This is a genomic window from Luteibacter pinisoli, assembly GCF_006385595.1.
Taxonomy (GTDB): Bacteria; Pseudomonadota; Gammaproteobacteria; order Xanthomonadales; family Rhodanobacteraceae; genus Luteibacter; species Luteibacter pinisoli.
Map to the genome: position 1 here is coordinate 1,008,382 of NZ_CP041046.1, position 13,536 is coordinate 1,021,917.

Annotated in this window: 13 protein-coding genes; 5 read left to right on the forward strand and 8 right to left on the reverse strand. The window is 65.6% G+C overall.

Going from position 1 to position 13,536, the window contains the following annotated elements:
• From FIV34_RS04535 to FIV34_RS04550, 4 genes are all read right to left on the reverse strand, one after another.
• Positions 1-420 (reverse strand): hypothetical protein, encoded by a 420-nt coding sequence (locus FIV34_RS04535; RefSeq protein WP_139980106.1) that lies wholly within the window; start codon positions 418-420, stop codon positions 1-3.
• On the reverse strand, positions 417-971 hold the full coding sequence (locus FIV34_RS04540) for an RNA polymerase sigma factor (RefSeq protein ID WP_139985691.1): 555 nt from the start codon (positions 969-971) through the stop codon (positions 417-419). The genes FIV34_RS04535 and FIV34_RS04540 overlap by 4 nt, the downstream gene beginning before the upstream one ends.
• Before the next feature lie 133 nt (positions 972-1,104).
• On the reverse strand, positions 1,105-2,895 hold the full coding sequence (locus FIV34_RS04545) for a phosphoenolpyruvate carboxykinase (GTP) (RefSeq protein WP_139980108.1): 1,791 nt from the start codon (positions 2,893-2,895) through the stop codon (positions 1,105-1,107).
• Positions 2,896-2,990: 95 nt separating this feature from the next.
• Positions 2,991-3,581, reverse strand: a complete 591-nt coding sequence (locus FIV34_RS04550; RefSeq protein ID WP_139980111.1) for a TetR/AcrR family transcriptional regulator — start codon at positions 3,579-3,581, stop codon at positions 2,991-2,993.
• A gap of 140 nt (positions 3,582-3,721) precedes the next feature.
• Between FIV34_RS04550 and FIV34_RS04555 the strand changes: the two genes are divergently transcribed.
• The 5 genes from FIV34_RS04555 (at position 3,722) to FIV34_RS04575 (ending at position 10,067) form a co-directional block, all read left to right on the forward strand.
• The gene (locus FIV34_RS04555) at positions 3,722-4,597 is read left to right on the forward strand and encodes an alpha/beta fold hydrolase (RefSeq protein ID WP_139980113.1); all 876 of its coding nucleotides are present in this window, start codon (positions 3,722-3,724) and stop codon (positions 4,595-4,597) included.
• A gap of 41 nt (positions 4,598-4,638) precedes the next feature.
• Complete coding sequence (locus FIV34_RS04560; RefSeq protein WP_139980115.1) at positions 4,639-7,110, forward strand: acyl-CoA dehydrogenase; 2,472 nt, start codon at positions 4,639-4,641, stop codon at positions 7,108-7,110.
• Between the two features lie 370 nt (positions 7,111-7,480).
• Positions 7,481-7,750, forward strand: coding sequence for a hypothetical protein (locus tag FIV34_RS04565; RefSeq protein ID WP_139980118.1), 270 nt, complete (start codon positions 7,481-7,483; stop codon positions 7,748-7,750).
• Between the two features lie 148 nt (positions 7,751-7,898).
• On the forward strand, positions 7,899-8,297 hold the full coding sequence (locus tag FIV34_RS04570; RefSeq protein ID WP_139980120.1) for a hypothetical protein: 399 nt from the start codon (positions 7,899-7,901) through the stop codon (positions 8,295-8,297).
• Between the two features lie 237 nt (positions 8,298-8,534).
• Positions 8,535-10,067, forward strand: coding sequence for an N-acetylmuramoyl-L-alanine amidase family protein (locus tag FIV34_RS04575; protein ID WP_139980122.1), 1,533 nt, complete (start codon positions 8,535-8,537; stop codon positions 10,065-10,067).
• A gap of 108 nt (positions 10,068-10,175) precedes the next feature.
• On the opposite strand, the gene ptsP is transcribed toward FIV34_RS04575, so the two are convergent.
• Genes ptsP through rapZ form a run of 4 tightly spaced genes read right to left on the reverse strand, consistent with a single transcriptional unit; the run spans position 10,176 to position 13,535 of the window.
• Positions 10,176-11,933, reverse strand: coding sequence for a phosphoenolpyruvate--protein phosphotransferase (ptsP, locus tag FIV34_RS04580; protein WP_139980125.1), 1,758 nt, complete (start codon positions 11,931-11,933; stop codon positions 10,176-10,178).
• 28 nt (positions 11,934-11,961) lie between these two features.
• A complete protein-coding gene (locus tag FIV34_RS04585; RefSeq protein ID WP_139980127.1) occupies positions 11,962-12,231 on the reverse strand; it encodes an HPr family phosphocarrier protein in 270 nt (89 codons plus the stop codon).
• Positions 12,224-12,616: a PTS sugar transporter subunit IIA gene (locus FIV34_RS04590; RefSeq protein ID WP_139980129.1), complete on the reverse strand. Its 393-nt coding sequence runs from the start codon at positions 12,614-12,616 to the stop codon at positions 12,224-12,226. The genes FIV34_RS04585 and FIV34_RS04590 overlap by 8 nt, the downstream gene beginning before the upstream one ends.
• A gap of 37 nt (positions 12,617-12,653) precedes the next feature.
• Positions 12,654-13,535: an RNase adapter RapZ gene (rapZ, locus tag FIV34_RS04595; protein WP_211352711.1), complete on the reverse strand. Its 882-nt coding sequence runs from the start codon at positions 13,533-13,535 to the stop codon at positions 12,654-12,656.
• Between the last annotated feature and the right edge of the window lies 1 nt (position 13,536).

Sequence of the window (13,536 nt, forward strand, 5' to 3'; positions counted from 1 at the left end):
TTAGCCGGCCTGCTTGTCGAAGGTGCGCAGGCGGTCGCGCTGGCGTTCGGTCTTCTGCAGTAAGCGTTGAAGGGCAGGGGACTGCGGGGAATCCTGCATCGCCTGGGTGAGTTCCATGCGGGCGGCATCCAGTTCCACCGCGGCACCGGTGAGGCGCGGGTCGGCCGGCTTCCAGTTCGTGTGCGCTTCGGCCACCGCATCGCTTCCGCCCGGCGCCAGGTGCAGGCCGATGCCGCCGCTGATGACGGCCACGGCGGCGATGGCGGCCGCCATCAGCCAGGGCTGGGCGCGTCGATGACGTGAGGGCTGCGCGGCGGGCACGACATCCAGGCGGGCTTCAATGCCGGCCCACAGGTCGCGCCGCGGGGCTACCGGGCGGTTGAGTGCGCGCGTCTGGCGCAGGTAATCGAGTTCGTTCATGACCTTTCTCCCAGCACGCGGCGGAGCAGGCCGCGGGCACGGTGTAACTGCGCTTTCGATGAGCCGACCGCCATGCCGAGTTCGATGGCGATCTCCTCGTGTTTCCAGCCTTCCACGTCATGCAGCACGAGGACGGCCCGGGCCCGCGGAGGTAAGCCCCCGATGGCCTTTTCCAGTTCGTCGCGCTCGATGGCGCGCACGGGATTGTCGATATCCGCGATGTCAGGCAGGTGTTCGTCGTCCACGATGCTGACCGGGTCGGCGTTGCGGGCGCGTATGGACATCAGCGCCACGTTCACCGCGAGGCGGTATACCCAGGTACCGAAGGCGCTCTCGAAGCGGAAGCTGTCCAGCTTCTGCCAGGCGCGAACAAAGGCTTCCTGGGTGAGGTCTTCCGCCCGTGCATGGTCGAAGGCGGCCAGGCGCAGGACGGCACCGTACACGCGGTCGGCATGGCGGCGGTAAAGGGTCTCGAACGCCTTGCGGTCGCCGGCGGCGGCGGCTCGCACGATGTCGTCGTCCGACGTCGTGACGGGCAGCTCAGGCTGCATGAAGGAAGTGGCGGCGAGGCATAGGGCGTTCATCTTGCCAGCTTGGATGCCGGCAAGGGAGAAACGGTTTAACCGCCATCGCAGCCTTTGCGGAGTGGCAGCCCGGCCAGATGGCCGGGCTTGTCCGGGTGGGTCAGGCGACCCGTGCCTCGCGCCGCTCGATGGCGGCTTCAAGGGCGTCGCTGACGCGCTGGCGTTCGGCCTTCAGCCGTTCGGGCATGCGCGGGCCGTAGGTGTCGAGGTACAGGCCGATGTGGTTGAGCTCTTCCACCCAGCCGTCGATATCGACGTGAAGCAGGTCGTCCACCGTGGCGGGTGCGATGGCCAAGCCGTCGGTGTTGAGCTCACCCGCGGCAGGCACGATGCCGATTGGGGTGTCCTCACCCTTGGCCAGGCCTTCCACGCGCTGGATCATCCAGTCGAGCACGCGCAGGTTTTCGCCGTAGCCCGGCCACATGAAGCGGCCGTCGGCATCCTTGCGGAACCAGTTGACGTGGAAGATCCGCGGCAGTTTCGCGCCGGGCTTGTCGAACGACAGCCAGTGGGCGAAGTAGTCGGCGAAGTTGTAGCCGCAGAACGGCTTCATCGCCATGGAATCGCGGCGCAGGACGCCGACGGCACCCGTGGCCGCGGCCGTGGTTTCCGAGCCCATGGCCGCGCCAACCAGCACGCCATGCGCCCAGTCCTTCGCCTCGAATACCAGCGGCACGAGCGACGGACGACGACCGCCGAAGACGATGGCCGAGATCGGTACGCCCGCGGCGTCTTCGGATTCCGGCGCCCAGCTCGGGCACTGCCTTGCCGAGACGGTGAAGCGCGAGTTCGGATGCGCGGCGGGGCCGTTGGCAGCGTCGAACGGACGGCCCTGCCAGTCGGTCTTCGGCTCGCCTTCGCCCAGGCCTTCCCACCATGGACGGCCGTCCGCGGTGACCGCCGTGTTGGTGAAAATGGCATCGTGCCCCAGCGTTTCCAGCGCAGCCGGGTTGGTGTTCGCACCGGTGCCCGGTGCCACGCCGAAGTAGCCGGCTTCCGGATTGATCGCCCACAGGCGGCCATCCTCACCCGGGGTCATCCAGCAGATGTCGTCGCCGACCGTCCACACCTTCCAGCCCGCTTCGCGGTAGCCCTCGGTGGGGATGAGCATGGCCAGGTTGGTCTTGCCGCAGGCGGACGGGAACGCGGCGGCGATGTAGTGCTTCTCGCCTTTCGGATTTTCGATGCCGACGATGAGCATGTGCTCGGCCAGCCAGCCTTCGCGACGCGCCTGGTGGCTGGCGATGCGCAGGGCGTGGCACTTCTTGCCGAGCAGCGCGTTGCCGCCGTAGCCCGAGCCGATCGACTTGATCGCGAGCTCGTCGGGGAAATGCATGATGAAGCGGCGTTCCGGGTCCAGGTCGCCCGTGGAGTGCAGGCCCTTCACGAAGCGGCCCTCGCGCTCGATGCGCGCCAGGGCGGGCGCACCCATGCGGGTCATGATGCGCATGTTGGCCACGACGTACGGGCTGTCGGTGATTTCGACGCCGCAACGGGCGATCGGCGAATCGATCGGGCCCATGCAGTAGGGAATCACGTACATGGTGCGGCCACGCATCGCACCCTCGAACAGGGCATCGATCTTGGCGTGGGCCTCGGCCGGCGCCATCCAGTGGTTGTTCGGGCCGGCGTCGTCCTGCTCCGGCGTGCACACGAAGGTGAGATGTTCCACGCGAGCCACATCCGACGGATGCGAGCGGTGCAGGTAGCTGCGGGGGTTGGTCTTCTCGTTGAGCGGGAGAAGATCACCGCTGGCCAGCATGGTTTCCACGAGCCGCGCATATTCCGCGTCCGACCCGTCGCACCACACGACGGAGGCGGGCTCCGTCAGGCGGGCGACATCGTCAACCCATCGATTCAATGCTTCCAACGAACTGCCTTGCGAACCCATCCGGTGTGGTCTCCAGGTAAATGCCTGTAGAGACAGTAGTTTGCGGATCGTGGTATTTACAAGGCACGGCGCAGCAATTTCGCGGCGCCGTTCAGTCAGGACTCGGGCTTGTCCGGCGTCAGCGTGGTGATCACGTGCTCCACGTACGCATCGAATTCGTCGTGGGAAAGCCGCGGCAGGCCCAGAGTGAAGTTCAGCTGGAGGAAGCCGACGTACGCCGCATAGGTTAGGCGTGCGCGGTGCAGGGCCACCACTGGCTCCAGTCCCGCCTCGCTATACATGCGCGTCAGGAAATCCATGCGCCGCTGGGACACGCGCGACATCACCGGGACCACCTGCGGATGGTCGAGGGCTTTCAGCAGGGCGGCATACACCCGGTGCGGCTGCAGCTCGTGCGCCACGCGGCGGAACAGCTCGGGCAGGCGCTTGCGCGGATCCGCAATGCGCTCGATCTCGGCCAGCACTTCGCGCTCGCCGTATTCTTCCCAGCGTTCCAGCGCGGCCTGGAGCAGCGCCTCGCGGGTGCGGAAATGCCAGTAAAAGCTACCTTTCGTCACGCCGAGGCGGCGGGCGAGGGCTTCTACGGCAAGCGCGCCCACGCCTTGCTCGGCGATCAACGCCAGGGCGCCGTCTTCCCAGTCTTCGGCGGAAAGGCGGACTCGTTCGGTCTTGGCACCATCGTTCATCCGCGCATGGTAGCCGGAATGGCCCCGTTTGCAATGCATTCGCTTCCGTACGTGCTGCGTAAGACCTTGACTTTCCGTGCGTTACGTGACCGTACGCATCCGTATTGACGCGGCGTTTCCGGCCCTACATACTCGGCCGTATGGTTGCCGAACCCACCACCGTCCTGTCGTCGCCCCTGCGCCTCACCGCGCTGGATGGCCTGCTGCTTGCCGGCGAGCGCTGGGAAGGCGCCCGCCAGCCCGGCCTCGTGTTTGCCCATGGCTTTGGCCAGACCCGCAACGCCTGGTCGGGCAGTGCCCGCGCCCTCGCCGGCCAGGGTTACCCGGTGGTGACCTTCGACGCCCGCGGCCATGGCGAAAGCGAACACGTGCCGCGCGGCGAATACCACATGGAACAGTTCGTGGCCGACCTGGGCACCGTGGCCGACGCCGCGACCCCGGCGGACGGCCCGCGTCCGGTCGTGGTCGGCGCCTCGATGGGCGGCCTGCTGGCGCTCGTCGCGGCCGGCGAGGCGGACGGCGAGTGCCCGTTCTCGGCACTCGTGCTGGTCGACATCACCCCGCGGTGGGAAACCCGCGGCGTGGAACGTATCCTCGGCTTCATGCGCGCCCACCCGCACGGATTCGCCAGCTACGACGAGGCCGCCTCCGCCATCGAGGCCTACCTGCCGCAGCGCCGTGAGCGCAAGACGGAAAGCCAGCTGAAGCCGCTGCTTCGCCAGGGCGACGACGGCCGCCTCCGCTGGCACTGGGATCCGGCCCTGCTCGATGGCCTGGTCGAAGAAAGCGAGCGCTACCAGCCGCGCCTGTTCGCCGCCGCGGCGAAGGTGCAGGTGCCGGTGCTGCTGCTTTCCGGCGCCCGCAGCGACGTGGTCTCCAGCCATACCGTCGACGAATTCCTCCGCCTGGTCCCACATGCGCGCCACGTATCGCTTGCCGATGCCACGCACATGGTGGCCGGCGATGCCAACGACGCATTCACGCGAGAAATCGCAGCGTTCATGCAAACCCTTTGAGCAACACCCCTTAAGCACTACGACGTTACGAGGTGATATCCATGTCTGCGATCCTGGTTGTACTGGCGGCACTGATTGCCTCTGGTGCATGTGCTTACCACCGCACGTCCCTGAAGACGTGGGCCATCGCCACGGCGGCCACCACCTTCGTCGTCGGGCTCCTCGCCCGTGCGCCGGTGACCACGGTTATCGTGCTGATCCTGCTGGCCGCGGTCGCCGTGCCGCTGCTGATGGTGGATTTCCGCCGCAAGAAGATCAGCGCGCCGCTGCTGTCGATGTTTGCCAAGGTGACGCCGAAGCTGTCGGAAACCGAGCAAACCGCCCTGGAAGCCGGCACCGTCGGTTTCGAAGGCGAGCTGTTCTCGGGCATGCCGCGCTGGTCCGTGCTGCTCAAGCAGCCGAAGCCGGAACTGTCGGTGGAGGAGCAGGCGTTCCTTGACGGCCCCGTGGAAGAACTCTGCGCCATGGTCGACGACTGGCAGATCACCCACGAGCTGGCGGACCTGCCGCCGAACGTGTGGGAGTTCATCAAGAAGAACAAGTTCTTCGGCATGATCATCCCGAAGAGCTACGGCGGCCTCGGCTTCTCCGCGCTGGCCCACTCGGCCGTGCTGCAGAAGCTCTCCAGCATGTCGCAGACGCTGGCCTCCACCGTGGCCGTGCCCAACTCGCTCGGACCGGGCGAGTTGCTGATGCACTACGGCAGCGACGAGCAGAAGAACCACTTCCTGCCGCGCCTGGCCGATGGCCGTGAAGTGCCGTGCTTCGCGCTGACCGGCCCCTACGCGGGTTCGGACGCCACCTCGATCCCGGATTTCGGCATCGTCACCAAGGGCACGTGGAATGGCGAAGAAACCGTCGGTATCCGCCTGACCTTCGACAAGCGCTACATCACCCTGGCCCCGGTCGCCACGATCGTCGGCCTCGCGTTCCGCATGTACGACCCGGACAAGCTGCTGGGTGACAAGGAAGACCTGGGCATCACGCTGGCGCTGCTGCCGCGCGAAACCCCGGGGATGGAAATCGGCCGTCGCCACTTCCCGCTGAATACGCCGTTCCAGAACGGCCCGATCCACGCGAAGGACATGTTCGTTCCGCTGTCCGTGCTGATCGGTGGCCCGCACATGGCCGGCCAGGGCTGGCGCATGCTGGTCGAATGCCTGTCGGTGGGTCGTGCCATCTCGCTGCCGTCAAACGCCACTGGCGCCTCGCGCATGGCCGTCGCCGCCACGGGTGCCTATGCCCGCATGCGCAAGCAGTTCGGCCTGGCCATCGGCCGCTTCGAGGGCGTGGAAGAAGCGCTGGCCCGCATCGGCGGCCTGACTTACGCCATGCAGGCGCTGTCGCGCTCGACCGCCGCCGCCGTGGACCGCGGTGAGAAGCCGGCCGTGCCCTCGGCGATCGCGAAGTACCACGCCACCGAATGGTGCCGCCAGATCGCCTCGGACGCGATGGACGTGCACGGCGGCAAGGGCGTGATCCTCGGCCCGAAGAATTACATGGGCCGCGGCTGGCAGAGCGTGCCCATCGCGATCACGGTGGAAGGCGCGAACATCATGACGCGCAGCCTGATGATCTTCGGCCAGGGTGCGATCCGCTGCCATCCTTATGTGCTGAAGGAAATGCAGGCCCTGGGCATCGCCGATTACCGCGAGCGCCTGAAGACCTTCGATTCGGCGCTGTTCGGCCATATCGGCTTCGGCTTCTCCAACGCCGTGCGCAGTTTCGTGCTGGGCCTCACGGCCGCCCGTATCGGTGACGCCCCGGGCGACGCCTATACCCGCCGCTACTACCGTAAGCTCAACCGCTACTCGGCCGCGCTGGCGCTCTGCGCCGACGTCTCGATGGGCGTGCTGGGCGGCAAGCTGAAGTTCAAGGAAAAGCTGTCGGCGCGCCTGGGCGATACCCTGTCGTTCCTGTACATCGCCAGCGCCATGCTGAAGCGTTACGAAGACACCGGCCGTCCGGAAGCGGACCGTCCGCTGCTGGCCTGGGCGTTCCACCAGTGCGTGTGGAACATGCAGATGGCGCTCGATGGCGTGATCCGTAACTTCCCGGTCCGTCCGGTGGCATGGCTGCTGCGTTTCCTCGTGTTCCCGTTCGGCCGCCGCGAAGTGCCGCCGTCGGATCGCCTCGGTCGTCGCGTCGCCGCGCTGATCACGGCGCCGAGCGAGGCCCGCGATCGCCTGACCACGTGGACGTACCTGACCCCGACCCCGAACAACGTCGTTGGCCAGATGAACGCGGTGCTGCCGGACGTCATCGCCGCCGAGCCGGTGGAGCGCAAGTTCCTCAAGGCGTTCAAGGGCGGCCAGCTGAAGGCGCACACGTACAACGAGCAGCTGGCGGAAGCCGAGAAGCTGGGCGCGATCACCGCGGCCGAGAGCGAGCTCCTGCAGCGTGTGCGTGATGCCGTCGCCGAGTTCATCTCGGTGGACGACTTCGATAGCGACGAGCTGAAGGCTGGCGTCGCCGCGAAGGCGGAGAAGATGGAAGCATCGCGGGCGGCTTGATCGGTTCGCGCTGCTGAATGAGAAGGGCCGGCCTTATCGCCGGCCCTTTTTTCTTGGGCTTGTGGGATGTCGAGGTCGGGGGCGGGCAAGGGCCTGCCCGCCCCCGAGTCCACACGGCACGTTTCGTGCCGCACAAGCCGGAGTATCCAAGCCCGTCTCTTTGTAAGAGCGCGCTTGCGCGCGACCAGCCAACAGGGCGGTCTCGCCACGCCAGTGTCCGTCCTCTCTGACCACCTACACACGATGTCTCTTCCACTTACAGACATCGGCGGATCACCTTGATACGGTCGCTTCCGTTGCCCGCACACGCGCTGACGTAAAGCGCGCGGGCAACCACCGCCTTGTGCGGGAATGAACAAGGGAGCGAGTGATGAATCTGGAAAACGATACCTGGCCCATGCGGCATGCGGGCGATAGCGCAACGTGCGATCCGTCGGTCCACGATCTGCTGAACGAGGCGACGCAATGGCTTCAGTACGCGCGTGGCGTAACCCGCTTGCTGGCCGACCTGATCCACGAAGCCGATGCGGTGGACTGCAAGCAGGTGGCTCTGTCGATGGAAGCGATCGCCGCCATGACGCGACTGGGCGCCGACCGCGTCGCCGAGGCGCACGGGGAATGGCATGCACGCTTCTTGTAGGAGCGCGTTTGCGCGCGAGACACGGGCGCGTGGTTTCAGATCCTCTGTTCGCCGCTGCGAGTCGTAGGTGATTGCCGCAACGTTCGTAGTTCACGCCACGCGCGCCCTCACAAGCGTCTATCGTGTGCGCTCGCAAGAGGAGCCAGCGATGGACGAAATGCTTAACTGTTGGAAAAAGAGCGTGTCTTCAATCGTCGCAGTCACATGCTTCGTCCTGGCTAACCCTGTCTTAGCCGAAGAGACGCCTCTCAGGACGCTCGCCATGATGGCGCCCGTAGAGCGTCAAGTCACGCTCGAAGCTATGCGGCAGCACGTGGATGCCGCGCTGGCTACGCATCGCGTCGAGGACTACCCATGGCCCATCGTCGCAGAACTGAGCATGGTTGAAGCGGAGAACGAGATTGTCGTCGACTTCGACAGCCGTCTGGCCGAATACGACATGCCCGATGACACGGGCGTATGTCATTACGCACATGACGAGATATTCACGGTCCTCGAGGTGATGGATGCGACTGCGGGGGGTGCGATGTCTTTTTGGAGGACGTGAACGCGAGTTCTAGGAGAGGCGACGGTTCCTGCGCGGCGCAATGGAGACCGTACGATCAAGTGGAAGCTTATGAGCTCGCACGCAATCAACCGTCTCGTGAAGACTTAGGTAGGGCTTCGCCTACGCACGTTGATTGAACTGGCCGTCGTGAACCTCTGGGCTCCGTCCAATTCGCGGGGGTGTTTCGAGACCTGATCATTCCTTCGTCGCGATCTGCGACGTTTATGGAATGTACTAATGAAGCGGAAGCAACATAGACGATGCCTGTCCATAGCGGTGTTTGGCACCTTGCTCGCGTTCACCGAGGTTGCAAGCTGCGAGGATGTTAGGCCGAAGACCGTCGCGTTGATGACGCCTGACGAGCGCCAGGTGATGGTGGCACAGATGCAAGTCACGCTGGACGAGGCGCTTTCGGGAAAGCAGCTCATCGAAGACTATCCGTGGCCGATTGTCGCCACGGTAAATCTGAGTGACGCCGACAACGTCATCGTCGTTGATCTGGATCGGCGAATTCTTGACTACACGTCGCTGTCCGAGAGTGAGGACATGGGTGACTACATCTTCAATCGGCTTTGGCCGTTTCTAGAGCGGATTGATGGGTCCACGGGTGTCCGGTTCTTGTACGGAGGTCACGAGGAAGAATACTGGTCGGGGAAGCCTGGGATCGACGCGATGCCGCGCACGACTTCAGGGCGCAAGAAGCGTAACGCCGATGACCGGCCGCTGGTCGTCGTGGCACCGGGGCACGGCGTCTACTTCCATAGAAAATTCAAGGACTGGCGCGCTCAACGGGAGCCTGTTAACGGGGTTTTGGAAGACGATATGACCACCGTCCTCTCGGGTCATCTCGAGTCCGCACTGCTTCGGGATGGCTTACGTGTCGATAAGTTGCGCCCAGGAGCGCCTACTGGCGTTCACGACGCGAGCGAGCAGCCTTGGTGGCGGCTTGCTGTGCGGTACCAGTTGGAAAGGCGATTTCCAGATCTTAAGGGCGTCTGGCAATCGTTGCCGACCAAACCCGTGACCGCAGACAAGAAGGGGCTCGAGGAACGCGACGAAGACATACGAAGCCGGCCGTTGTATGCGAATCATGTTGGGGCCGACGCGCTTATACACATTCACACAAATGCGGAATCTCCTGAAGTGAATGGACTTCGTGCCTACGTGACAGACAGGGCCGAGGATCGGGTTCTCGCTTCGCGCATTCTTTGCAGCGCGGAAGAGCTTCTTCGGACGAACCCGAAGTTTGACTCATTCAAGGTTGCGCCTTCGCCCCACGAACACACCAAGAAGGCGGAGAATAACTCGGCAACGATGCCGTCCGTCATCGTCGAGGTCGGTTTCCACACCAATCCTCAGGACGCCCAGTTCCTACAGGACAGAGCCTTCCAGACACTCTCGATGCGTGGCGTCGCCAAAGGCTACCGCCTGTACCGTAACAAACGACCCTGCGAGGAATTCGTCATCAATCCGGGAGAGGAAGTTGTGGGTCGAGTGGGCATTGATGTGCAAATGCCATTTAGCTTCAAGGGCAACCCGGTTTACCCGATCAGGGTCTGGTCGCGGGATAAGAAGTGCACGTACCGGGGATGCCATAACGTCGACAAGACGCTGTCTGGCCCGAGCGATCTTGAGAAGTTCAAGCTGAAGTATTTGTGCAAGCGCGAAGATCTCGAGCGGCCGCCTATTGAGGTGACGGTCGGCGCGAAGGATTTTGACGGGGTGCGCGCTGCGCCGGCCACTCTCAAGGTGGTTTGTAAAGCTGGGTGATGGTGTTTGGTTTGGCTTCGACGGGGATCGCGCGCAAGCGCGTTCCTACAAGGGCGTGTTGCTTGTTGTAGGAGTACGCTTGTGCGCGATCAGCAGCCGGACGAAACGCTAAGCCGCGCCCGCGCAACCGTCCTGCTTAGCCACCACCGCCAGCAAGCGCTGCTCGACCTCGTCGCGCGTATGCGCACGGAACAGGTGCGGCGCGGCGCGGCGCAGGGCGGCGCAGTCGAGGGTGGTCAGGCGGTCGCGGACCTGGAGCAGCTGGCCGGGGTGCATGGAGAATTCTTCCAGGCCCATGGCGAGCAGCAGCGCGGTGAACTGGATGTCGCCGGCGATTTCGCCGCAGAGGCTCACCGGCTTCTTGGCACGGCGGGCGGCGGCGATGACGTGGGCGATGAGGCGCAGGAAGGCCGGCTGTAGCGGGTCGTAAATACCTTCCAGCGCATCGTTGTTACGGTCGGCGGCCAGGGTGTACTGGGCGAGATCGTTGGTACCGATGGCGAGGAAGTCGGCCTTTTGCAGGATCGAGGCGACGCCGATGGCGGCGGCGGGTACTTCGATCATCGCGCCGACGTCCAGCCGCTCGGGCAGTTCATGCCCCTCGAGGGAGAGCTGCTCACGCGCCTTCTTCAGCAGGCGGCGTACTTCGGTCAGTTCGCCGAGGTGCGTGATCATCGGCACCAGCACGCGCACCGGGCCGTAGCAGGCGGCGCGCAGGATGGCGCGGAGCTGCACGAGGAAAATGTCCGGGTAGCGCAGCGACAGGCGGATGCCGCGGACGCCGAGTGCCGGGTTTTCTTCGCCGCGGATGGCCAGCCCGGCCGAGTCGGCCTTGTCGGCGCCAAGGTCCAGCGTGCGGATGGTGACCGGCAGGCCGCCCATGCCGAGGACGACATCGCGATACGCCGCGAACTGCTCGTCTTCGCTGGGCAGGCCACGCTGGCGCAGGAACAGGAATTCGGATCGGTACAGGCCCACGCCATCCGCGCCGCGCGCACGCGCCAGCGTGACATCGCCGGCGAGCTCCGCGTTGGCGAACAGGCGCACATGGGCGCCATCGCGGGTCAGCGTCGGGGCGGAGGCGAGGGCGGCGAGGCGGCGCCCTTCGGCGGCGGCCTGACGCTGCCACTGGCGGTAGCGGGCGAGGTCCTGCGCGGTGGGGTGGACGACGACGTCACCGTTCTCGGCGTCGATCAGGACGAGGTCGCCGTCGTTGATCGTTGCGAGGGCGTCCTTCGTGCCCACCAGCATCGGCAGGTTGAAGCTGCGGGCGAGGATGGCGCTGTGCGAATACACGCTGCCGGCGGTGGTGACCACGCCGAGCATGCCCTGGCCGGCCATGCTCGCCAGGTCGGCTGGGGCGACGGTGTCGCTGACAATGATTTCGCCGACGCGGGCGGCGAGCTTGCGCTCTTCGCGGCTGGAGCTCTGGAAGAGGGCGGACATGACCCGGCCGATGACCTGGTCGATGTCTTCGCCGCGGCTCTTCAGGTAGGGGTCGTTCATGGCGTCGAACACGGCCGCCAGGCGGTCGCGCTGCATTTTCAGCGCGGCACTGGCGGTGTAGTGACCGACGGAGACGAGTTCGTCGAGGCCACGCAGCAGCTCTTCGTCATCGAGCAGCAGGCTGTGCGCATCGATGAAGTCGCCAACTTCGCGGGCAAGGGCGCCGTGCAGCTTGCTGCGCAGTTCGCGCAGCTCGGCGCGGGCATGGTCGATGGCCTTGTGCAGGCGTGCGATCTCGGGGCCGACTTCGGCGTCCTCGAGCATGCGCATGTCCACGGTGAAGAGGCTGGGCTGGACCATGCGCGCCCGCCCGAGGGCCATGCCCCGGGATGCGGGTGTGCCGGTCAGCTGGTGCCTCATGCGTGTCTCGCCCCCCTGGCGCCCATGCTTATTGGCCTTCGTCGAACTTGTTGTTGAACAGTGCGATGACCGCGGCCAGGGCCGCTTCCTGGTCGTCGCCCTCGGCGCGGATCACGAGCGTGGTGCCCATGCCGGCCGCCAGCATCATGACGCCCATGATGCTCTGTGCGTTGACCTCGCGCCCCTTGCTTAGCAGGTGCACCGTGGATTTGAAGGTGGATACCAGCTGCACCAGCTTGGCGGACGCGCGGGCGTGCAGCCCAAGCCGGTTGGATACCGTGATTTCCTGTTCAAGCATGATCGATGAAGATCCCTCCGCGGCCCCCGCTGGCGGCGATTTCCGCCAGCTCGGACAACGATTTTTCCGAATAATTGAGAACGCGCAGCAGCATCGGCAGGTTGAGGCCCGAGACGCAGCGAATGTGCACGCCAAGCTCAGCCAGCGAAAGGCCGATGTTGCACGGCGTGGCACCGTAAAGGTCGGCCAGGATCAGCACGCCGGCGCCCGTGTCGAGGTCGCGCGCGTGCTTGGCGGTGAGCTGGCGCATCACGTCCGGGTCGGCACCGGGCGGCACTTCCACGGCATCCACCGTCAGCGGCAGCTTCGGCATGACGTGGCGCGCAGCCGACACCAGCGCCTTGCCGACGGCTTCGTGCGTCATGAGGAGCACGCCAACGCTCATGGCCGGCTCCTGCTGTGTGAGAGGGTGCATAGGGTGCTCATTCGAGCTCGCGGTGGAAAGTAAGGACGTTGCCGCGCTCCGTGCGGAAATGCTGCGCCAGGCGCTCCACCAGGTACACCGAGCGGTGGCGACCGCCCGTGCAACCGATGGAGACCGTGACGTAGCTGCGGTCCTCGCCTTCGAAGCGCGGAAGCCAGGTGTCCAGCCAGCGCGCCACGTCGGCATAGTACTCGCCCACGATGGGCTGCGCGTCCAGGTACTCGCGCACGGCCTGGTCGCGGCCGGAGAACGGGCGCAGGCGCGGGTCCCAATGGGGGTTGGGCAGGCAGCGCGCGTCGAAGACGAAGTCCGCGTCCGAGGGCAGGCCGCGGCGGTAGGCGAACGACTCGAACAGCAGGGTGGTGCCGTCACTGGCCGCGGCGTAGCCGGTGGCGAACAGGCGGCGCAGCTGGTGCACGTTGAGCTCGGAGGTGTCGATCACCTTCTCGGCGATGGCCACCAGCGGGCGCAGCAGGCGGCGCTCCTCGGCGATGGAGTCGGCGAGGGAACGGCGCTCGATGGCCAGCGGGTGGCGGCGGCGCGTTTCCGAGTAGCGCTTGATCAGGACGTCGTCGCGGCTGTCCAGGAACACCAGGTGCACGTGGACCCCGGCGCTGGAGAGCTCCGACAGCACGTGCGGCATGCGCTCCAGGTCCGAGCGGCGGTTGCGCACGTCCACGCCCACGGCGATGCGCCGGCGCGGGCCGTGCTCGCCCTGGCTCACGGCGGCGACCAGCTGCGGGATCAGTTCCGACGGCATGTTGTCGACGCAGTAGAACTCGAGGTCTTCCAGCGCGCGCAGGGCCACCGTCTTGCCGCCCCCGGACATGCCGGTGAGTACCACCAGGTGGAGGGCGTCGGCTTCGACAATGGGGCTCATG